18 protein-coding genes are annotated in these 21,333 nt (G+C 71.1%); 5 read left to right on the top strand and 13 right to left on the bottom strand.

Annotation, left to right across the window (positions count from 1 at the left end; translation table 11 throughout):
* Positions 1–189: 189 nt before the first annotated feature.
* Positions 190–2,658: a beta-N-acetylhexosaminidase gene (locus OIE47_RS36670; protein WP_326559144.1), complete on the top strand. Its 2,469-nt coding sequence runs from the start codon at positions 190–192 to the stop codon at positions 2,656–2,658.
* A 95-nt stretch (positions 2,659–2,753) separates the two neighbouring features.
* Here the strand turns inward: OIE47_RS36670 and OIE47_RS36665 are convergent, their stop codons facing one another.
* From OIE47_RS36665 to OIE47_RS36640, 6 genes are all read right to left on the bottom strand, one after another.
* Positions 2,754–3,359 carry a class I SAM-dependent methyltransferase gene (locus OIE47_RS36665; protein WP_326559143.1) on the bottom strand — a complete coding sequence of 202 codons (606 nt, stop codon included), beginning with the start codon at positions 3,357–3,359 and terminating at the stop codon, positions 2,754–2,756.
* Between the two features lie 78 nt (positions 3,360–3,437).
* Positions 3,438–4,094, bottom strand: coding sequence for a response regulator transcription factor (locus tag OIE47_RS36660; protein ID WP_326559142.1), 657 nt, complete (start codon positions 4,092–4,094; stop codon positions 3,438–3,440).
* Entirely contained in the window at positions 4,082–5,317 is a 1,236-nt protein-coding gene (locus tag OIE47_RS36655; protein ID WP_326559141.1) for a sensor histidine kinase, read from the bottom strand. The genes OIE47_RS36660 and OIE47_RS36655 overlap by 13 nt, the downstream gene beginning before the upstream one ends.
* Positions 5,318–5,361: 44 nt before the next feature.
* Positions 5,362–7,938: an ABC transporter permease gene (locus tag OIE47_RS36650; RefSeq protein ID WP_326559140.1), complete on the bottom strand. Its 2,577-nt coding sequence runs from the start codon at positions 7,936–7,938 to the stop codon at positions 5,362–5,364.
* Positions 7,935–8,666 (bottom strand): ABC transporter ATP-binding protein, encoded by a 732-nt coding sequence (locus OIE47_RS36645; RefSeq protein WP_326559139.1) that lies wholly within the window; start codon positions 8,664–8,666, stop codon positions 7,935–7,937. Before OIE47_RS36645 ends, OIE47_RS36650 begins: the two co-directional genes overlap by 4 nt.
* Positions 8,667–8,737: 71 nt before the next feature.
* Positions 8,738–10,813, bottom strand: a complete 2,076-nt coding sequence (locus OIE47_RS36640) for an MMPL family transporter (RefSeq protein WP_326559138.1) — start codon at positions 10,811–10,813, stop codon at positions 8,738–8,740.
* A 99-nt stretch (positions 10,814–10,912) separates the two neighbouring features.
* On the opposite strand from OIE47_RS36640, the gene OIE47_RS36635 reads away from it, so the two are divergent.
* The gene (locus OIE47_RS36635; protein ID WP_326559137.1) at positions 10,913–11,413 is read left to right on the top strand and encodes a MarR family winged helix-turn-helix transcriptional regulator; all 501 of its coding nucleotides are present in this window, start codon (positions 10,913–10,915) and stop codon (positions 11,411–11,413) included.
* 12 nt (positions 11,414–11,425) lie between these two features.
* On the opposite strand, the gene OIE47_RS38105 is transcribed toward OIE47_RS36635, so the two are convergent.
* The 7 genes from OIE47_RS38105 to OIE47_RS36600 all read right to left on the bottom strand — a co-directional run bounded on the left by OIE47_RS38105 (position 11,426) and on the right by OIE47_RS36600 (position 18,426).
* Positions 11,426–12,442, bottom strand: a complete 1,017-nt coding sequence (locus OIE47_RS38105; protein WP_442792027.1) for a T3SS (YopN, CesT) and YbjN peptide-binding chaperone 1 — start codon at positions 12,440–12,442, stop codon at positions 11,426–11,428.
* On the bottom strand, positions 12,429–12,785 hold the full coding sequence (locus OIE47_RS36625; protein WP_326559136.1) for a hypothetical protein: 357 nt from the start codon (positions 12,783–12,785) through the stop codon (positions 12,429–12,431). The genes OIE47_RS38105 and OIE47_RS36625 overlap by 14 nt, the downstream gene beginning before the upstream one ends.
* A gap of 283 nt (positions 12,786–13,068) precedes the next feature.
* Positions 13,069–14,106 carry a glycosyltransferase family 2 protein gene (locus OIE47_RS36620; RefSeq protein ID WP_326559135.1) on the bottom strand — a complete coding sequence of 346 codons (1,038 nt, stop codon included), beginning with the start codon at positions 14,104–14,106 and terminating at the stop codon, positions 13,069–13,071.
* Positions 14,103–15,116 carry a glycosyltransferase family 2 protein gene (locus OIE47_RS36615; protein WP_326559134.1) on the bottom strand — a complete coding sequence of 338 codons (1,014 nt, stop codon included), beginning with the start codon at positions 15,114–15,116 and terminating at the stop codon, positions 14,103–14,105. Before OIE47_RS36615 ends, OIE47_RS36620 begins: the two co-directional genes overlap by 4 nt.
* The gene (locus tag OIE47_RS36610; RefSeq protein WP_326559133.1) at positions 15,113–16,084 is read right to left on the bottom strand and encodes a UbiA prenyltransferase family protein; all 972 of its coding nucleotides are present in this window, start codon (positions 16,082–16,084) and stop codon (positions 15,113–15,115) included. Before OIE47_RS36610 ends, OIE47_RS36615 begins: the two co-directional genes overlap by 4 nt.
* Positions 16,085–16,099: 15 nt before the next feature.
* Positions 16,100–17,119, bottom strand: coding sequence for an NAD-dependent epimerase/dehydratase family protein (locus OIE47_RS36605; RefSeq protein ID WP_326559132.1), 1,020 nt, complete (start codon positions 17,117–17,119; stop codon positions 16,100–16,102).
* Complete coding sequence (locus OIE47_RS36600) at positions 17,113–18,426, bottom strand: aspartate aminotransferase family protein (protein ID WP_326563336.1); 1,314 nt, start codon at positions 18,424–18,426, stop codon at positions 17,113–17,115. Before OIE47_RS36600 ends, OIE47_RS36605 begins: the two co-directional genes overlap by 7 nt.
* 268 nt (positions 18,427–18,694) lie before the next feature.
* Between OIE47_RS36600 and OIE47_RS36595 the strand changes: the two genes are divergently transcribed.
* The 3 genes from OIE47_RS36595 (at position 18,695) to OIE47_RS36585 (ending at position 21,318) form a co-directional block, all read left to right on the top strand.
* Positions 18,695–19,705 (top strand): glycosyltransferase family 2 protein, encoded by a 1,011-nt coding sequence (locus tag OIE47_RS36595; protein ID WP_442792204.1) that lies wholly within the window; start codon positions 18,695–18,697, stop codon positions 19,703–19,705.
* Positions 19,702–20,415, top strand: coding sequence for a polysaccharide deacetylase family protein (locus tag OIE47_RS36590; RefSeq protein ID WP_326559130.1), 714 nt, complete (start codon positions 19,702–19,704; stop codon positions 20,413–20,415). The genes OIE47_RS36595 and OIE47_RS36590 overlap by 4 nt, the downstream gene beginning before the upstream one ends.
* A 96-nt stretch (positions 20,416–20,511) precedes the next feature.
* A complete protein-coding gene (locus tag OIE47_RS36585; protein WP_326559129.1) occupies positions 20,512–21,318 on the top strand; it encodes an AfsR/SARP family transcriptional regulator in 807 nt (268 codons plus the stop codon).
* Positions 21,319–21,333 lie beyond the last annotated feature (15 nt).

The raw sequence follows: 21,333 nt of genomic DNA, 5'->3' as shown, positions 1-21,333 counted from the left end.
GACCCGGTCACCCAATGTAAGGACTCTTTACAGTACGTCGCATCGGTGCCTATCATTCGGCCAGCGTCATTCGCGTTGATCACTCAAGTCGCGCCGGTCGACCGTCACTCTGCTGCGTCCGCACCGAGCCGTGAGCCAGCGGTCGGTGGGCGTGGGCGGGCGCCGCGCACCCCGAGCAGGGAGCGTGACATGCAGACGTCCGGCCGGTTGTTGGCAGGCACAGGGGACAGACGTGCCACCCGGGTACGCAGACGCCGGCTCGGCGGCGCCGTACTGACGCTCGCGCTGGTGGTACAGACGATGGTGCTCGCCGGCCCGTCGGCGACACCGGCGCTGGCGGACACCGCACCGACCGGCCCGGCCCAACTCGTACCGATCCCGGCCAACCTGGTGAACGTGCCAGGGGAGTCGTTCGTGGTCGGACCGGCGACCCGGATCGTGGTGGCCCCCGACGCCACCGAGGCACTCCCGGTGGCGGAGACCCTGGCGGCGATCATGCGCCAGTCGACCGGCTACCCGCTCCCGGTCGCGACGGCCACGCCCCAGCCGGGCGACATCGGACTGCACCTCACCGGCACCGCCGACCTCGGCGCCGAGGGTTACCGGCTCGACGCCTCGACCGCCGGGGTACGGCTGGAAGCGGCCGAACCCGCCGGGCTCTTCTACGCCGTACAGACCCTGCGTCAACTGCTCCCGCCGTGGATCGAGAGCCCGACCGTACGCCCCGGACCGTGGACCGTCGACGGCGTACGGATCACCGACAGCCCCCGGTACGCCTACCGGGGCGTGATGCTCGACATCGCCCGGCACTTCCAGTCGCCCGAGGTCGCCAAGCGGCTGATCGACCAGGCGTCGGCGTACAAGCTGAACGTGTTGCACCTGCACGTCAGCGACGACCAGGGTTTCCGGATCGCGATCAACGGTCGGCCCGAACTCACCACCATCGGCGCCCAGTTCTCCATCAACAACGATCCGGGCGGCTACTGGACCCAGGCCGAGTACGTCGACGTCGTCAACTACGCCGCCGCGCGCTTCATGACCGTCATCCCCGAGGTCGACTCACCCGGGCACACCAACGCGATCGTCATGTCGTACGCCGGACCGCAGGCCGACCCGGTCCTGCCCGACGTCAACTGCACCAACCGCACCCCGCCGCAGTGGAACCTCACCGGTGCCGTCGGCTACAGCGCGATGTGTCCGGAGAGCCCCAACACGTGGGCGATCATCACGGACATCGTCAGCCAGCTCAGCGCGATGACACCCGGCCCGTACTACCACCTCGGCGGTGACGAGGTGCCCGCGACGACCCTGTCCAGCGAGCGGTACGTCGACTTCGTCGACCGCGAGTCCCAGATCGTCAAGGCGCAGGACAAGGTCGTGATGGGCTGGGCGGAGATCTCCCAGGCGAACTTCGACCGGCCCGGATCGCCGCAGGCGGTGGCCCAGTTCTGGAACAACGGGAACCCGACCGGCTCCGGCGGCGACTCGGCCCGGCGGGCGGTGCAGAAGGGCATGAAGGTCGTCATGTCACCGGCCAACCACACCTATTTGGACATGCAGCAGTTCGTCGGCAGCCCGCTCGGGTTGAGCTGGGCGGGCCGGCTGGACGTGTCGCAGTTCTACAACTGGTCGGGCACCAGCAGCGACCCGGGCGCCTACATTCCGGCGCGTACCACCGGCGGGGTCACCCTGCCTGCGGTGACCGACGCGGACATCATCGGCGTCGAGGCGCCGATCTGGTCCGAGACGCTGCGGACCCTGGCCGACATCGAGTTCCAGGTCTTCCCCCGGATGCCGGCGACGGCGGAGATCGGCTGGTCGCCGAACGTCCACCCCGAACGCAACCTCGCCTCCTTCGTCTCCCGGATCGCCGGTCACGGCGCACGCCGGCAGGTGCAGGGCCAGAACTTCTACGCCTCCCCGCAGGTGCCCTGGCGGGTCGACGTGGCAGCCCCGGACATCACCACCGACCGGCGGACGGTATCCGGTGAGATCGCCTCGATCGCCACTCCGGGTGCGGCGGTCGACCAGGTGGCGGCGACGATCGACTGGGGCGACGGAACCACGTCGGCGGCGACCCTGAGCGGCACCGCCGGCACCAACAAGAGCATCAACGGCATCTACTCGGCGACGGCGCAGCACGCGTACGCCCGCGACGGCGTCTACCGGGCGACGATCACGGCCACCCGACCGGGCGGTACCACGACGGCCCACTTCACCGTGGTCGTGAACACCTGCACGGCGACGGTCTCGGGCAACCACAACGGTCCACTGCTCGTCGCCGCCGGGGTGACCTGCCTGGCCGGCGCCACGGTGTCCGGACCGGTGACGGTACGGGCGGGAGCATCACTGATCGCCACCGGTACGTCGATCCGGGGACCGGTGACGGCGACCGGTGCGGCGGCGGTCGAACTGCTCGGCGGGTCGGTCAGCGGGCCGGTGACCATCAACGGGACCACCGGTGACGTGATCGTGGAACGGGTCGGTATCAGCGGTCCGCTCGTCCTGACCGGGACCGCCACCGTCCCGGCACCCCTGGTCGCCGGGAACACCGTCAACGGCCCGCTCGCCTGCACGGGCAACACACCCGCACCCGTGAACGGCGGCCTACCCAACACCGTGCACGGCCCGTCCACCGGCCAGTGCCGAGCCCTCTGACCCGTTTCCGCATCCAGCCCGCCCCGCGCCCAGCCTGTCCCGCCCCTCGGACCGAGGCGGCGGGGCAGGTAGGGGGATCTGGCCGGGGTGACGGGTCAGGCCGGCGGGCGGCGCAGGACCGTGACCGCGAAGTCGGCGTCAGCCCGCCACGGGCGCAGGTCCCAGGTGGCGAAGCGCTGCTCGACCAGTAGCCCGGCGGCGTCGGCGTGGGCGTCGAAGTCGGCCAACGGGTAGCCCCGGTCGGTGCCGAACCCGACCACCACCGGCCCGTCCGGGCGTACGTGCGCGGCGAGCCGGCTCAGTACGGCAGCCTCCGTGCCGGATGCGACGTACGGCATCACGTTGCCGGCGACCACCACGGCATCGAACGGATCCGGCTGCCCGGCGGCGGGCAGGTCCAGTTCGGCGAGGTCGGCGACGAGCAGGGTCAGTTCGGGGTGGTCGACGCGGGCGGCGTCGATCAGCAGCGGATCGGCGTCCACGCCCACCACCCGGTGACCGCGTACGGCGAGTGCGGCGGCAACCCGACCGGTCCCGCACCCGGCGTCCAGGATCCGCGCGCCGGGGGCCACGATCGCGTCCACCAGCCGGGCCTCACCGGCCAGGTCCGCCCCCTCGGCCGCCAACTGCCGGAACCGGTCGACGTACCACTGCGAATGCCCGGGTGCGGTTTCGGTCACCCACCGTGTTGGTCGTTGCATGAGCCCACCGTAACCACCCCCACCCGTGCCTCCCGCCCCACCCCGCCCCGACCGCGACCCAGGGCACACGGGCACGTATCAGCCCTGGACCGGCGCGTTGAGGTAGGCGAGTACGGCGCGGACCCGGCGGTGGGCGTCGTCCGCGGGTGGGAGGTCGAGCTTGCCGAGGATGTTGGTGATGTGCTTCTCGACCGAGACGGGAGCCAGCACCAGCCTCGCGCAGATCGCCGAGTTCGACAGTCCCTCCGCCATCAGGCCGAGCACCTCGCGCTCCCGTGGGGTGAGGCCGTCGATGCCGTGGTTGCGGCTGTTGCGGGTGAACAACTGCCGGACCACCTCGGGGTCCATGGCGGTGCCACCCGCGGCGACCCGGTCGACCGCGTCGAGAAAGTCGTCCAGCGCGGTGACCCGGTCCTTGAGCAGGTAACCGACACCGCCGCGCCCGTCGGCGAGCAGCTCCGCGGCGTACGCGCGTTCGACGTACTGGGAGACGATGAGCACCCTGGTGTCGGGGTCGGTGGCCCGCAGGTGCAGGGCGGCCCGCAGGCCCTCGTCCCGGAATCCGGGTGGCAGCCGGACGTCGACGATCGACACGTCCGGCCGGTGCTCGGTCACCGCCGCCACCAGCGAGTCGGCGTTGTCGACGGCCGCGACGACGGTGTGCCCGGTGTCGGTCAGCAACCGCACCAGACCCTCGCGCAGCAGGAGCAGGTCTTCGGCGATCACGATGCGCATGGGAACTCCGCCTCCAGGATGGTGGGTCCGCCGACCGGACTGGTCAGGGTGAGTACGCCGTCGAGCGCCTCGACCCGCCGACGCAGCCCGTCGAGTCCGGATCCGTCGGGGTCGGCTCCGCCCCGACCGTTGTCGGCGAGCCGGATCCGGAGCGTGTCGGCGACCCTGGACAGGTCGATGGTGCAGGTCGTGGCGTCGGCGTGCTTGCCGGCGTTGGTGAGTCCCTCCGCCACGACGAAGTACGCCGCCGACTCGACCGCGGCCGGGTAGCGGTCACCGGCGTCGCCGTTCAGCTCGACGGTGAGCGGGCTGTCGCCGGCCAGCGCGGCGAGGGCGGCGTGCAGGCCACGGTCGGTCAGGATCGGCGGGTGGATGCCGCGTACCAGGCGGCGCAGCTCGGCGAGCGCCTCGTCGAGCTGCCGCCGGGCGAGCGCGACGTCGGCCTGCGCGCCGGTGGTCGTCCCGCCGCCGGTGCCCAGTTTGCGGGCGGCCAGGGCCAGGGTCATGCCGGCGGCGACGATCCGGGCCTGCGCCCCGTCGTGCAGGTCGCGTTCGATCCGGCGCAGCTCCGCGGCCTGCGCGTCGACGACCCGCTGCCGGGTTTCGGTCAGGTGGGCCGCCTGCTCCACCAGGCGCCGGTGGGTGCCCGGCGCGAGCAGGGCCCGCGCCAACAGGGCCTGCAGACCCGCGACGGTACGCAGCAGCCACGCGACCACCGGCACCAGGAGCAGCCCGAGCACGGTGAGGACGATCCGGCCGGACGTTGTGGTCATCAGCGGCTTCATCGGGAACGGCGCGTGCGGATTCGGCACCGCCCACGCCCAGACCGGCGCCACGATGGCACCGAGGTCGACCGCGCTGACCACGATCGCGGCGCACCCACCCGCGAGACCCAGCGGGAACAGCAGGACCAGCCAGGCGAAGTCGCGCCAGGTGGCCGGCTGGGTTCCCACGGCGGTGACCCGCTGGCGGACCGTCCCGCCGGTGCCCGGCAGGTACGGTGCGGGAATCGCCGCCCCGAGCACCCAGCCGGCGCGGCGCCGCTCGATGCCGGCGAGCGTACGGCCGAGCCGGGCGGCGCCGAGGAAGGCGGGCCCGCCGAGCTGGGTGACGGCCAGCAGGGTGACGCCGAGGACCGAGGCGAGGGTGAAGGCGAACCCGGCAACGCCCGCGACCACACCACTGACCAGGTACGCCAGGGCCCGCGCCGTCGCCTTTGTCATCGCAAGGATGCTAGTGCTGACGGCGCGGACCCCGACCGGCACCGTCAGCGCCCCTCGGCAACGGCCGGCAGGCTGCGCCGACGCAGGATGAACCGGGCGGGAAGCGCCCCGGCGAGCAGGCCGAGCAGCGCGACCCCGCCGAGCATCGCGCCGTACGTTCCGGGGTCGACGATCAGCCGGAAGGTCCCGTCCTGCGCGGTGCTGAACGCGCCGACCACGATCGCCGTGACCGCGGCTCCGAGCAGCAGTCCCACCGCGACGGTGATCAGCGCCTCCCGGCCGGCGAGCCGGTGCAACTGGCCGGTGGTCGCGCCGACCAGCCGCAGGTCGGCGTACTCGCGGCGGCGGGCGGCGGTGGCGATGGCGAACGTGTTGACCACGGCGATCGCGGTGAAGCCGAGCGAGATGACGACCATCAGCTCCCAGGCGCCCTGCTGGTTCTGCGCATCTCCGGCGGGGGCCGCCGAAGCGGTGGGGGTCACCCGCAGGGTCGGCCAGTCGGCGTTGATCCGTGCGGCCACGTCGCCGTGGTAGCGCAGCGCCACCGTGCCGGCCAGTCCCCGGGGGTCGTGCGCGGCGACCAGTGCCGCCGGCAGCACCAGTTCGCCGAACCCGCGTGCCCGCTCGTACACCGAGGTCAGCCGTAGTTCGGTGCGGTGCCCGTCGGCGAGCCAGAGCGGCACCCGGTCACCGGTCCGCCAGCCGTACTGGTGGGCCAGGGTCACGCTCGCGGCGAACGTACCGTTCCCGGCCAGCACCTCCGGGGCGGAGGTCGTACCGGCGCCGGCTGCGGTGACCCGCTGCACGTCGAGGTCGAGTGCCGGTTCGCTGCCGGCGACGAGCAGGCCCTGGGCCGGGTAGTCCTCGGGCTTGCCGCCCTGCGCCACGATCACCCGGGTCGGCAGGGTGGCCGCGGCACCGGTCACGCCGGGCAGGGCGACCAGCCGGTCGACGGTGCTCAGCGGCAACCCGCCGGTCGCGGTCACCTGCGCGGTCGCGCCGGCCGTGCGCGCCGCCTGCTCCTGCCCGGTCAACCGCTCGATCAGCGAGCCGTTCAGCAGCATGGTGGCGTTGATCGCGAAGATCAGCACCAGCGGTACCGCGACGGCCGCCACCCGCCGGCTCTCGGCCCGGGTGACGAGTCCGGCCAACCATCCGGTCGCGCCGCCCAGACCGGCCAGTCGGGATACCGGTGCGGTCAGGAGCCGTACCAGGACCGGGCCGAGGGCGGCGACCGCGCAGAGCAGCAGGGCGCAGGACACGAAGCTCATGCCCATGCCGAGCACCCCGTCGAGCGGCACGAACGTCAGCACGCTGACCGCACCACCGGCGGTCACCAGGGCGAGCAGCGCCCGGACCACCGCGCCGCCGGCCGGTGCCGTCGCGGTCTCGGCGAGCGCCTGGGTCGGCGCGACCCGTACGGCACGACGGCCGGCGATCCGGGCGGCGACGAACGTGACCAGTACGCCGGCCAGCCCCGCCAGCAGCAGCACCGGTACGTTGACCTGGACCGTGAACTGTGCCGGCACCGCCCCGAGGGTTCGGAACCGTCCGGCCACCACGTGCGCGAAGAGCACGCCCAGCGGGGCGGCCGGCACCGCCGCGACGGCGGCCAGGACGACGCTCTCCAGCCCGAGCAGCCGGCGCAACTGGCCCGGAGTGGCGCCGACCGTACGCAGCAGGGCCAGTTCGCGCAGTCGTTGCCGTACGCCGAGGGTCACCGTGCCGGTGAGCACGAACACCGCGGCGAACGCGGTGATGCCGATGACAAAGCCGAAGATGGAGATCGGTCCGATGTAGTCGGGCAGTGCACCGGGCAGGTCGGCCCGTACCCGCTCGGCGCCGGTCAGTACGGCCGCTCCGCCGGCGAGTTCCCGTACGGCTGACAACAGGTCGGCCCGGTCGGCGCCGGGCGTGGCGACCACGCCGACGGCGGTTGGACCGTCGAGTCCGGACACGGCCGGCACCTCGCTGTCGGCGAGGAACAGCGCGCCCTGCGCGGCCAGGCCGGAGCGGCCGGCGGGTGCGGCGATGCCGCTGATCATCACGGTGCGTACCCCGGTGCGGGTGGCGAGTACCAGCTCGCCGCCGACGACGAGCCCGCCGCGTGCGGCGAGGTCCGCGTCGACCACAGCCCGGCCGGCGTCGGGCGGACTGCCCCCGGTCAGCGTGTACGGCGTCAACGCCGCCGATGCCCAGCCGTGGCCGATGACGGGCGCGTCGTCCGTTCCGCGCACGACCCGTCCGGCCGGCGTGGCGACCTGGACCGGGAACGCGGCGTCGGCGACGGCCGTCGCGACACCGGGCAGTGCCCCGATCCGGCCGGCGAGGTCGGCCGGCAGCGTACCGGCACCGGTGAGTCGTTCGGTCTTGACCTTCCGCTTGACCTTGACCTTGTCCTTCTTCTCCTTCGTGGTCACCGTTTCCAGGCTGACCTCCCGTGCACCGGAGACGACCAGGTCCGTCGCGGCGAACCGGTCGGCCGGCGGCTTCGCGGTGAGCACCGAGAACAGCAGCAGGCCACCACCGGCGAGCAGGGCGACCGCGAGGAAGGCGGCGAGGAACGTGCCGGCGTAAACGCCACGGTGGCGGCGCAGCGTGCCGAGGGCCAGACGCATCATCGGGCGCTCACCGACATCATCTCCGCCGCGACCTTCTCCGCCGTCGGGTCCGCCAACTCGGTGACGATGCGGCCGTCGGCGAGGAACACCACCCGGTCTGCCCAGGCAGCGGCGGCCGGGTCGTGGGTGACCATGACGACGGTGGTGCCGAAGGAGTCGACCGCCTCCCGCAGCAGTCCCAGGACCTCCCGGCCGGTGGACAGGTCCAGCGCCCCGGTCGGCTCGTCCGCGAAGATCACTTCAGGTCGGGTGGCGAGCGCCCGGGCGAGCGCGACCCGCTGTCGCTGCCCGCCGGAGAGCTGTGCCGGCCGGTCGTTCTCCCGTCCGGCGAGGCCGACCCGCCGCATCACCTCGCGGGCCCGGTTGAGGTCGGGGCGTACCCCGGCGAGCCGCTGCGGCAGCAGTACGTTGTGCCACACCGAGAGCGAGTCCAGCAGGTTGTACGACTGGAACACGAAGCCGACCCGCTGGCGGCGCGCCTCGGTCAGCCGTGGCTCGCGCAACTCGCTGATCTCCTGGCCGGCGAGCAGCACCCGTCCGCTGTCCGGTGTGTCGAGCCCGGCCGCGCAGTGCAGCAACGTGGACTTGCCCGAGCCGGACGGCCCCATCACCGCGTTGAACGTACCGGCGGCGAACGCCACCGAAACCCCGGCGAGCGCCCGTATCCCGGCTCCTCCGGGGTACGTCTTCGTCACCTCGACCACTTCGACCACCGCTGTGTTTCCCATGGTGGTCAGCCTGGTGCAGGGCCTGTCCGGGCAACACATGGCGAACCATGAACCCGATGGTGGGGCTGTCCCTACCTCCGAGGTTCCGCCGCCTCTGTGCGGGACGGCGCGCCGGGCCACCAGAACCGGCGCCCCAGGGTGATCGCGATCGACGGTACGAGCAGCGTTCGCACCAGCAGGGTGTCCAGCAGCACGCCCAGCCCGACGATGACACCGATCTCGGTGAGGGTGACCAGCGGCAGCACCCCGAGTACGGCGAACACGGCGGCGAGCATGATGCCGGCGCTGGTGATCACCCCGCCGGTGACCGCGAGGGCGGTCAGCATGCCCTGCCGGGTGCCCCCGGTCGGCGTCTCCTCCCGTGCCCGGGTCGCCAGGAAGATGTTGTAGTCCACCCCGAGCGCGACCAGGAAGAGGAAGGCCAGCAGCGGTACGGAGGTGTCCAGCGCGGCGTAGTCGAGGACTCGGGTGAACAGGAAGTTGCTGGCCCCCAGGGCGGCGAAGAAGGTGGCCACCACGGTCGCGACCAGCACCAGCGGGGCGATCAGGGAACGCAGCAGCAGGATCAGCACGATCAGGACCACGGCCAGGATGAGCGGTACCACCACCCTGAGGTCGCGTACGGCGGCCCGCCGGGTGTCCAGGTTCGCCGCGACCGTACCGCCGACCAGCGCCTCCGCTCCGGACACGGCGTGGACCCGGTCGCGGAGTTCCTCGATGGTCCGGTAACTGGCGGCACTGTCCGGCTCCGCGTCGAGTACGACGTCGATGGCGACCAGGTCGCCGGCGCGTTCGGTGACCCGGGCGCTGGAGACCCCCGGTGTCGCCTCGGTGGTCTCCAGCACCGCCCGTTCGCCGGCCGACCGGGTGACGATCACGGTCGGGTCGGCGGAACCGGCCGGGAAGTGACGGCTCAGCGTCGCCAGGCCGTCGATCGACTCGGCCTGTACCCGGAACTGCTCGGTCTTGCTCAGCCCGAGCCGGGCGTCCGCGAGCCCGGCGGCCAGCACCGCGAGTACCACCAGGGTCCCGGCGAGCACCGTCCGTGGGCGTCGGGCGACCAGGCCGCCAATCCGGGCCCAGACGCCGGTACGGGTCGGGTCGGCCTGGCCTTCGCGGGGAACGAACGGCCAGAACAGGCCACGCCCGCAGACCGACAGCGCGGCGGGGAGCACGATCAGCCCGAACAGCGCGGCGACCGCGATGCCCAGCGCGCCGGTGACACCGATGGTCCGGTCGTTGCCGAGGATCGCGGTGAGCAAGGTGAGCAGGCTCAGGCAGACCGTGGTGGCGCTGGCCGCGATAGCCGGTCCGGCCGAGGAGAGCGCGCGGCGCATGGCCAGGTGCCGGTCGGCGCTGCCGCGCAGTTCCTCGCGGTAGCGGGCGATCAGCAGGAGTGCGTAGTTGGTGCCGGCGCCGAAGACGAGCACGTCGACGATGCCGGTGGTGGAGCCGTCGATGTCCAGCGCGGCGGCCCGGCTGACCATCGCGATGACCGCGTTGGCGACCACGTCGGCGGCACCGACCACGGCCAGTGGCACGAGCCAGAGCCAGGGGCTGCGGTAGGTGACGATCAGCAGGGCCGCGACCACCGCGACGGTGACCAGCAGCAGGGTGACGTTCGCGCCGTCGAAGGCGGAGGAGACGTCGGTGGTGAATCCGGCGCCTCCGGTGACCTGGGCGATCGTCCCGTCGGGCAGGCCGTCGCGGGCGGTCGCGCGCAGCCGGTCGACGATGCCGGCGAGTTCGTCGTTGGGCAGGTCGGCCGGGAGCGGTACGGCCAGTAGGGCGGCCTGCCGGTCGGGGGAGAGGACCGGCGGGGAGACCTGCCCACCTACCGCCTCGGTGGCGTACGCGCGGGCGTCGTCGGCGATGGCGCGTTCGTCCTCGGGGCGCAGGGGCTGACCGTCGCGGGAGTAGACGACCAGGGCCGGGTTGAGTTGTCCGCTCGGCAGTTGGCGCTGGAGGGTGGCGACCCGTACCGACTCGGCGGAGTCGGGCAGGGCCGAGGTGGGGTTGTTGTCGGTGTGGGGTTCGCCGCCGAGGGCGATGACACCGGCGGAAAGCACCGCCGCGATCAGCAGCACCAGCCAGGCGCTCCACCGTCCGCTGACGACGTGCGCGATCCTGGACCCGAACGAACCCATGCGTAACTCCCGACCGTCGAGTATCTCGATGGCCGAGATTATCGACGGGTGAGATAAGGTGCAAGCTGGGCGGAGGGAATCGGCACAGTGGTGGACGGCATGTATCGACCGAGGGAGACCCGACGGGCGGTCCTCTCCGGCGAGATCGTCTCCGACCTGCGCAACTACACGGTCGACGCCCAGCACATCGGCCACGCGTTCGCCGCGCTGCACGGCCTGGGCGTGACCGACCTGCAGGCACTGATCGCGGTGATGCACGCCGAGCGCCGGGGTGAGCCGATCACGCCGGGCCGGCTGGGGGAGCAGCTCAATCTCTCCTCCGGCTCGGTCACCGCACTTGTGGACCGGTTGGAGCGGACCGGCCACATCCGCCGGGACCGGGACACCGCCGACCGGCGCAAGGTCTTCCTCCGGTACGCCGACGAGGGCGCCCGGGTCGCGGTGGAGTTCTTCCGTCCGCTCGGTGCGCGTACGGACGTGGTGATGGAGCGGTTCACCGACGACGAGCTTGAGGTCGTGCACCGGTTCATGCGGATGATGGTGGACTCGATGCGCGACCACCGCGACGCCGTACGCGCCGCCCGGAACCCGGCGGAGTAGCCGGGCGGACGGTCAGGGCGACTCGGGGGTGTGGGACCGGAGCAGGTCGAGGGCCTCGTCGGTGCGGCCCTGCTTGGCGAGCAGGGCGAGCAGCAGACCGACCGAGCGCCAGTCGTCCTCCGGCCCGCCGCGCAACAGGTTGATCGCCTCCTCGACGCGTCCGTCCGCGACCAGGAGATCGGCCAGTTCGGGGCGGGCGTTCGGCTCGCCCTGCCCGACCGCGAGTCGCCAGAAGTGCTCGGCCTCGTCGGTGTGGCCCTGGTCGAGGAGGAGAGCCGCGAGCCGGGTCGCGGCGTGCCCGTTGCCGCTCTCCGCTCGGATCCGCAACTCCTCGACGCGTCCCCGATCGGCCAGCAGGTCCGCCAGCACCCTGCCCGCGCGGGACTCACCGGAGTCGGCCAGGTCGCGCAGGTACCCGGTCGGATCCGGTACGGGTGTCAGACCGGACGCCTCCGCCCCGAAGAACCGACTGCCGCCGAACTCCTGGTGCAGGTGATCGTCGAGATCGTCCGCCAACCTGATCATCGCCTGGATCGCCAGCAGCAGGTGGGTGGGTTGGAAGTCCTCCCCGAAGACCGGGACCGAGGCCCAGATCGTGTCCCCGGTGCAGTAGATCCGGCCGATCACCATGCCGTTGGTCAGGTCGGAGAGTCGACGGTAGAGGGACTCCGTCGGCTGGACCCCGGTGAGCAGTGGCGAGAAGACGTCCACCAGTGGTGGATCCTCCTGTGCCCGTACGAAAATGATCGCTGACCCGGCGCGGATGCCGATGTCTCCGTCGGAGTCGACGCGCAACTGGTCGGCGGTGGTGCCGAGCAGTTGCGCCACCACCCATCTGACCTGGTCGGTGATCTTGTCCCCGGGCCAGGCGGACAGGTCGACCAGCCCGCGTGCCTGGGTGATGGGTCTGGCCGCGAGCGCCGCGGCCAGTCTGGTCCGGGTCGGTAGCGGCACGGAGGCGGTGGTGGTGGACGGCTGGGCCGCCAGCGCCCAGGCCAGCCGGCGGAAGAAACCGTCAGGCGGCGTCATCGTCGCTTCCTCCCGGTTGACTGTCCCTTGTCGTCGGTCGGTCGAGCACCCGGATCTGGTCGAACATCTTGGCGATGACCAGGGGTGCGGCCACGCCGAAGGTGAACGTCGCGAAGGCCGTCGTGGCCAGTCCACCGGCGGAGGCGGCTGCCGCCAGCCCGGTGCCGGCGACTGCTCGCAGCGCAACCGCGAACATCACGATCGGACGGTCCCGTTTGTCCCGCCACGGCCACTGCCAGCGCCCCTTCGATTCGGTGGTCGGGCGCATCATGGCGTAGAGGTTCAGCGCTTCGGAGACGGCGCTGCCGACAAGTCCCCAAGTTGCGGCGATCCATAGAGACACGCCCCTACTGTACTGATCGTGGTCGCTTGCCTACCTACCCGGCGTCGTGATCGCGTTGACGATCGTCCGAGCCGCCGACCATGTCTGAACGGTAGCGGCCCCGGACAAGCCGACGGTCTCTTCGGATCTTGGTGCGGGGGCGACACGCACCACGCCGACCGGGCGGGGTTGACGAACCCCGGACAGGAGAAAGGCCGGGCATCCACGGGGGGAGATGACCGGCCGTTCTGCCAATAATGTAAGCACGATCACGCCGTTCGCGCTACCCGTGCGGGCGGGACTGTCACATCGCTCCCCGTACCTGCCTTCCGTCGACCGGGAACGACGCGTCGTAGAGGCCCCGGAAGGTCCGGGACCCGAGCCACTGGAGTGCGCCGGTGGCCACCCCGAGCGTGATGGTCACGTTGACGACGAAGTGCAGCCCGGCGAAGAAGACCAGGAATGCGACGCCGTGCCGGCGGCGGACGAAGCCGTACATGCCGGCGTCGAGGGCCAGCGAGGTGACCAGCAGACCGGCCGGGAGCACCGCCGCCCACGGGCCGAACAGCAACGGCGCCACCAGCGCCGGGAGCACCGCGAACGCGGCCAGGCTGCCACCGGCCCGGGACGCGGTCTCGAAGCCCTTGCTGAACCGGCGGGCGCGGGCGTACAGCGGGATCCGCAGGCGTCCACGGTGGAACAGCTTGCGCAGCAGCCCGCGCAGTTCGTGGTCGTGGTCGTGTCGGCCGTGCACGTCGGAGGTGAGCACCATCCGGTAGCGCCGGGTCAGCCGGTAGCCGTAGTCGACCTCCTCGGTCTGCCGCAGCGCCGGGTTGAACGGGCCGATCTCGTCGAAGACGTCCCGCCGGATCACGCAGACCGCGGGAAAGAGGAACGAGATGTCGCCCTCGGAGCTGATCGACCAGTAGTGGTACTGCAGACCCCGGTAACGGGCCACCGCGGTGTCGTGCAGCAACGGCTCGGGGTCCTCGATCCCGCACACCGCCCCGATGGTCGAGTCGCGGGCGAGCAGGCGTACCGCGTTTGCCACCGCGTCGGGCGCCATCACCAGGTCGGAGTCGACGTAACAGAGCAGCTCGCCGCTGGTGTTCGCGGCGCCGATGTTGCGGGCCTGCCCGCAGCCGCCGTTCACCCCGGTGCTGATCACCCGTACGCCGAGCGTCTCGGCGACCGCGATCGACTGGTCCGTACTGCAGTCGTCGACGACCAGGATCTCGACGTTCGGGTACGTCTGGTCGAGGATGGACCGCAGACACAGGTCCAGCGACTCGGCGTAGTTGTAGTTCGGCACGATCACCGAGACGAGGGGTTGCGGGTTCATCGGGTCGCCGCCTCCGGTCGGTTGTAGAGCCGGCGGAACCGGGCCGAGGAGAGCCACGCGATCACTCCGGACAGTGCGGCAGCCGCGATGACCACGTTGAGGAAGAAGTGCATCGCGACGAAGTAGATCAGGAACACCGGATGGCGTTCCCGGAGGACGAACCGGTACATCGGCAGGTCCCCGGCGACGAAGGCGGCGAAGGTGACCAGCGGTACCAGCAGGAACGCCGGTCCGAGCAGCACCGGCAACACCACCGTCAGTACGGTGAACAGCGCGGCGATGCTCACCCAGGCGCGCGGCCCGCTGCTCAGCCCGCCGGGGAACTCGGGTTTGTGGGCGTACATGGGGATGTGCAGGGCGGTCCGGGTGAACACCTTGCGGACCAGCACCCGCAGCTCGTGGTCGTGGTCGTGCACGCCGCGTACCCGTGGGGTCAGCCAGATCTGGTAGCGCTGGGCCAGCCGCAGTCCGTAGTCGGCGTTCTCGGTCTCGCGCAGCCGGGGGTTGAACGGCCCGATCTCGGCGAACACCGCCGCCGGGATGGCGAGCAGGGCGGTGTAGAGCGTCATGATCCGGCCCTCGTCGGCGATCAGCCAGTAGGACTGCTGCAGGCAGCGGTACTCCTCGACCAGGCTGTCCCGGATCAGCGGCACCGGATCGTAGTTGCCGCAGACGGCCCCGATCTCGGGGTCGGAGGCGAGGACCTCGACCGCGTTGGCGACCGCGTCCGGCTTGGCCGCCACATCGGAGTCGATGAAGAACAGGATTTCGCCGGAAGCGTTCGCCGCGCCCAGGTTGCGGGCCGCCGCCGGTCCCGAGTTCTCCGGCGTACGGAGCACACGGGCGCCGTACGACCGCGCGACCGTCGCCGAGTCGTCGGTGCTGCAGTCGTCCACCACGATGATCTCGAGGTTCGGGTAGGTCTGCGCCTTGAGCGAGGTGAGGCACATACCGAGCGCGCGGGCGTAGTTGTAGTTCGGCACGATGACCGAGACGAGCGGCTTGTTCATCTGTCCATCCATGTCAGCAGTTCCGGATAGCGGGCAGCGACCTCCGCCACGGCCAGCGCGGTGCCGATCAGGACGGCGCTGGTCACGATCATGGGATCCCGTAACAGGGCCCGGATGGGATCGCCGCCGAGCCTGAGCACCAGGACCGATTGAAGGTAGCGGAAGGCGGCGAGCAGCCCCAGTGGCACCACGACCATCAGCACGGCCGGGCGGAGCGGGTCGATCGGCGCCTCCGTGTGGAGGTAGAGCAGGAAGGTGGCGGCGGCCAGCGAGGCGTTGAGCCCGAGCAGGTGGTCGGCGAGCAGGACGTTGTAGCCGGCCAGGGCGGGTCGGTGGGACACCCCGGCGACCGCGATCTCGGCCCGGCGTTTGCCCAGGATCAGCACCAGGCAGCCGGTGAAGACGGCGGTCAGCAGCAGGCCGGACGCCTCCCCGCCGGTGGCCGCGTACCCCTGGAGCACCCGCAGGACGAACCCGGCGGCGATCACGCAGATGTCGAGCAACGGCAGGTGCTTGAGCCGCCGGCTGTACGCTGCGCTGAGCGCGAGGTAGACCACCAGCGGCCACCAGGACATGTTCGGCCCGGCGAGCACCGTGGCCACCAGCAGTCCGGCCAGCCCGGCGGCGAGCAACCAGGCGAGCGGCACCGGCACCAGGCCGGCGGCGATCGGCCGGTGTTTCTTGACCGGATGCGCCCGGTCCAGCCGACGGTCGGCGATGTCGTTGACGACGTAGATCAGTGACGAGGCGAGGGTGAACGCCACCACCGCCCAGCCGGTACGCAGCAGCGTCGGCCCGTTCCAGGCCGGCGCGTCGACCAGCGCCAGCGGTACGGCCAGGATGTTCTTGATCCAGTGGCCGGGACGGGTCAGCGTGATGAGGTGCCGGGCCAGTGCGAGCACGTTGGTGGTGGCGCGGGGTGCGGCGGCGGGGACGGTCCGCTCGACCGTGGTCTCGACGGCGGTCACGATGGGGCCCTCCGGTCAGAAGAAGATCTTCGCGAAGGCCAGGGCGCCCTGCCGCCAGGGATCGCGGCTGGTCCGTCCGCGCTGCGCGGGCTCGGTCCGGTGACGCTGTTCGCGCCACCACTCGTAGGTGCGCAGGATCGCGTCCTGGTTGGACAGCTTCGGGGCGAATCCGAGCCGCTGCTGGGCCTTGTCGATGCTGACGTACGAGTCGCCCATCAGCTTGTGCAGCAACCGTCCGTAGACCGGGGAGAGTTTGGTGCGCTCCAGCAGGTCGAGCGCGGCGAGCGCGGGCCGGGCCGGCAGGGAGACGACCCGTTTGCCGTGCCCGGCCGCGTCCAGTACGGCCTGGAAGTCCGCGCGCAGGGTGTCGAACCGTTCCGCACCGAGGTTGTACGTGTCGTTGGCCGCGTCGTCCGGCGCGTTCAGCACGGTGACGACCGCGTCCACCAGGTCGTCGACGGCGAACATCTGGATCCGTACGTCACCCCGGCCGAGTACGGGGAAGTTGCGCCCCTCCTCGGCCCACTCGAAGAGCATGGCGAACAGTCCCATCCGACCGGGACCGAGGAAGGTCTTCGGCCGCAGGATCGACAGCTTGGTGCCGCCGGCCCGGTAACGTTCGGCGACCTCCTCGGCGGCGGCCTTCGCCGCGCTGTAGGTGTCGACCGGCGTACGGGGGTGCTCCTCCGGCGTGGGTACGAGCTTCGGCAGCCCGTAGACGGCGGTGGACGAGACGTGCACGACGTGCCCCACCCGTGCCCGGTGCGCGGCGGCGAGCACGCTCTCGGTGCCGTCGACGATGATCGAGCGGATCTCGTTCGCCGGGTAGCTGGGCAGTGCCGCCGCGCAGTGGATCAGGGTGGCGGCACCGGCGGTGGCTCGGTCCATCACCCTCGGGTCCCGGATGTCCCCGACCACGGTGACGCCGGGAGCGGAGCGCAGGTCGACCCCCTGGACGTCGTGCCCGTCCGCGGCGAGCCGTTCGGCCAGCCGGGAGCCGAGCATGCCGGCGGCCCCGGTAATGGTGATCACCACAGCGACGACCCCACCTTCTGCGCCACGAACCGGGTGACCAGCCGGGTCAGCCCCTGGCTCAGCACCTCGCCGAGTGCGTCGGTGGCGCGCTGCACGTCGGCCGGCTCGGTGACCAGGGAGGGACCGAGGATCAGCGGGTTGAGCCCGTTGAGGGTGTAGTAGGTGAAGATCTGGTGGTCCTGGTAGAGGGCGTTGATCACCGCGCAGGTGACGAGTTTCGCCTTGAACCTCGGGTCGCGGGCCATGCCGGCCGGGGCGACCTTGGAGACCAGGTCGAGGATCTTCGGCCCGCCGTCGATGTGCACACCCCACAGCGCGCCGGCGCCGGCCACCCGACCGACGGCGTCCGGGAACTCCTTGGCCAGCCGGTGCAGGGCGGGCTCCAGCACACGTTCCAACTCCCGGGCCCGGCCCGGATAGTCGTCCTCCACCACGATGTTGATGGCCTCGAGCGCGGTGACGCACTCCTCGCCCATGCCGTAGTAGGTGGTACTGGTGCTCTGCAACAGCGCGTCCGTCAGGTTGTCGTACGCCTTGCGGAAAATCGGCTCGCGAGCGACAAAGGCCGAAATGGAGGACTTCCCGCCGCCAAAGGACTTGCTCGTGGTGAGGACATCCGGGACCAGGCCGGGATAGCGCATAAAATAGAACAAGCTGCCGGTCTTGCCCCACCCGGTGTAAATCTCATCGAAGATGAGCACTATGTCGTGCTGAGTGCAGAGCTCGCGGAGTCCACGAAGGAAATCTTCGTCGCACCACTGTATGGTGGACGCGCTGAACGGCTCGACGATCACCGCGTATACGTCATCCGGATGTGCGGCCAGCGCGGCGCGGACCGACTCCAGGTCGCCGTAGGTAAAAGGAACAATGCCAGGAATCGTGGGGAAGGCGAACGACGGTTGGCCGGTGAGCCCGCCGGATCCGAGCAGCTTCCCGTGGAATCCGCAGTCGGCCCGCAGGACCGTCCCGCGTCGCCCCCGGTGGTACTTGTAGGCCAGCTTCACCGCGCCCTCGACCGCCTCCGCGCCCGAGTTCGGCAGGAAGGACATCGAGAGGTCGCCGGGGAGGAGCTGGGCCAGGTTGTGGCCGAGTGCGGCCAGGTAGGGCGAGAAGTACGTCTTGTGCACCTCCATCCGCCGCTGGTCGGCGAACCGCTGTCGGGCCGCCACGATGCGGGGATGGTTGTGCCCGTGGTTGAGTACGCCCACGCCGCCGGTGAGGTCGAGGATGCGCCGCCCGTCGCGCAGCACCAGGTACGCACCCTCGGCGTGGTCGACCAATTCGCGGCCGAACCCGAACGAGGTCATGAGGCTGACCTGGCTGGCGTTGACGTATCGGCGATAGAGGTCATGAACCTCACGAACAGTGAGCCGGTCGCAATCGTCGAGGCTGACCAAATTGGACATACTGCGACGCTATAGTTCGGTCCGGAATCTTTTCTGGACCGGCCCTGGACGGAACCTTGACTACTCAAGGCAACGCTTGCCAGTCCCAATGCGGGTGGATAGCGTAGTCGCGGCACGATCGTTTTCGATGTGTCAATGTCCCGACCATTCGCCCCTGCGCTCCGGTGAGGTGTTGATCATGCGCCCGACGGTGTCGGTCATCATCCCCGTGTACAACAGCTCGAAAACCCTGCGGGCCTGCCTGGAAGCCGTCTACGCGCAGCGCCATCCGATCACCGAGGTTATCGTGGTCGACGACGCGAGCACCGACGAGACCCGGGACATCGCCCGCGAGTTCCCTTGCCGACTGCTCGTCGCCGACCACAATATGGGACCGGCGGCCGCTCGCAACCGGGGAATTCGGGCCAGTACCGGTGAGATGCTGTTCTTCCTCGACTCCGACTGTGCGCCCGAACCCGAGGCGCTGGACAACGCCCTGGCGATTCTGCGCGACCAGCCCGACGTGGCCTGCGTACACGGCATCTACGCGCTCCGGCCGATGTTCGACGACGGACCGGTCGAGGCGTACCGCCTGCTGCACGGCCACTACTGGCGGTTACGCAACGTAGGGCGGGTCCGTACCACCCTGTTCGCGGTCTGCGTGACCCGCCGGGTGGCCTTCACCGAGGTCGGCCTCTTCGACGAGAAGCTGCGTGCCTCCGAGGACGTCGAGTGGGGCGACCGGCTGGCCGACCGGTACGGGACCGTACTCACCGACACGGTGGTCTGCCGGCACGACGACGACAGCCACCTCGGCAAGCTGCTGCGCAAGCAGTTCGGCCGCTCGCAGATGCTGGTCCCGGTCGCCCTGGCCGAACGGGGACCGGCCGGTATCCGCGCCAACGGGCCGGCCGGCCTGCTCACCGCGGTGCTGGTGCCGCTGTCCGTACCGCTGGTCCTGCTCGGCCCGGTGTTCCTGGTGCTGCCGTTGGTCCTCTTCGGGCTGTTCGCCGCCGCCGACCCGGGGCTGCTGCGTTTCGTGCTGCGCCAGCGCGGCCCCGCGTTCGCGGTCTTCTTCTACGGCGTGCACCTGCTGGTCCAGCTCACCATCGCCGCCGGTGCGGCCGTCGGCGGGATCCGGCACCTGGCCGACCGGGACTTCGGGCCGACCCGGACGGCACCCGTGGAGTCCCGGCGATGAGCGGCACGGCGGACGGGACGCGCGGCCTGTCGTACCTGTCCGCGCAGGCGTTGCACTATCTCTTCTTCGCGATCAGGGGTCAGCAGTTCCTGCGCCGGCGCGCGAGCCTCGGCGGCGGCCACCTGCCGGCGTTCGGTGTGCCGGGTCCCGGCATCGCGTTGACCATCGACGACGGCCCGCACCCCGAGTGGACGCCCCGCATGCTCGACCTGCTGGCCCGTCACCAGGTCCGGGCCACGTTCTTCCTGATCGGCGACCGGGTACGCGAACAGCCGGAGCTGGCCCGCCGGGTGCTGGCAGCCGGGCACACCATCGGCAACCACTCGATGTCGCACCCGCAGCCCTTCGCCGCGCTCTCCCCGCAGCGGATGCGGGCCGAGATCTCCCGTACCCAGGACGAGATCGTGGACGCGACCGGTCTGCGCCCCCGGCTGTTCCGCGCCCCCGGTGGCAACTGGTCCCGGGACGTCCTGCGCACCTCGGCGGATCTTGGCTTGAGCGCGGTCGACTGGACGGTCAACCCGAGCGACTGGCGCAGTCCGGGCGTACGCCGGATAACGCGGAAGCTGTCGCGCGGTCGTGCCGGGCAGGTGTTGCTCTGCCACGACGGCGGCGGCGACCGCTCGCAGACCGTGGAAGCCCTGGAGACCGTGCTGCCCCGACTGTTGGACCGGGGTCTGCGGTTCGTCACCCCCGAGGGCGGCCGGTGATCGTGAGCGTGTCGGGTCGGTCGCCACCGGAGCCACGGCCAGCACCGATGGGAAGCCGGGTGCCACGCCTGTCGACAGCTTGGGTGGGAGAGACCTATGCCGGACGATGACCTTTCTATCTCGCTGCTCGGACCGATCCGGACCGAACGCTGCGGGTACGCGCTCTACCTGGGTACGCCACGGCAGCGTGAGGTGTTGGCGGTGCTCGCGCTGCGCAGCGGGATGGTGATGTCGGTGGCGCAGATCGTCGACGCGATCTGGGTCGGGCGGCGGCCGAACTCGGTGGAGAACATGGTGCACACCTACATCGGGCGGCTGCGGCGGGTGCTGGAGCCGCCGGGGCGGCGACCCGCCCTGGCTCAGGTGCTGCGCTCCACCCGCCCCGGATACACGCTCGACATCCCGGACGGGGCGGTCGACATCACCCGGTTCGAGTGGGACATCAAGCTGGCCCGTGCGGCCCGGGCCCAGTCCGACCTGCCGCAGGCACTGCGGATGTTCCAGCAGGCGTTGGGTCGGTGGTCCGGCCCGGCGCTCCAGGAGGCGACCGGCCCGCTCGCCGAGGCCGAGCGGATCCGGCTCACCGAGCTGCGCCAGGACGTGGTGGAGGAAACCACCGGCGTACGACTGCTGCTCGGTGACGACGAGAACCTGATCTCCGAGCTGCGGTGGATGCTCGCCGAGCAGCCGATGCGGGAGCGGCTCTGGGAACTGCTGCTGGTCGCCCTCGGCCAGACCTCGCGACGGGCGGAGGCGCTCACCGCCTTCGAGGACGCCCGGATCACCCTGGCCGACCGGCTCGGAGTGGAGCCGGGACACCAGCTCCAGGACCTGCACCGCAGGCTCCTGCGCAGCGAACCGGTCGCGGTACGCCCCTGGTGGGACCGCCGCGTCTCGGTCTGAACCACCTCGACGCCG

Origin of the sequence: Micromonospora sp. NBC_01796 (genome assembly GCF_035917455.1) — a bacterium.
GTDB lineage: Bacteria > Actinomycetota > Actinomycetes > Mycobacteriales > Micromonosporaceae > Micromonospora_G.
This window is presented reverse-complemented; position numbering and strand designations above follow the sequence as displayed.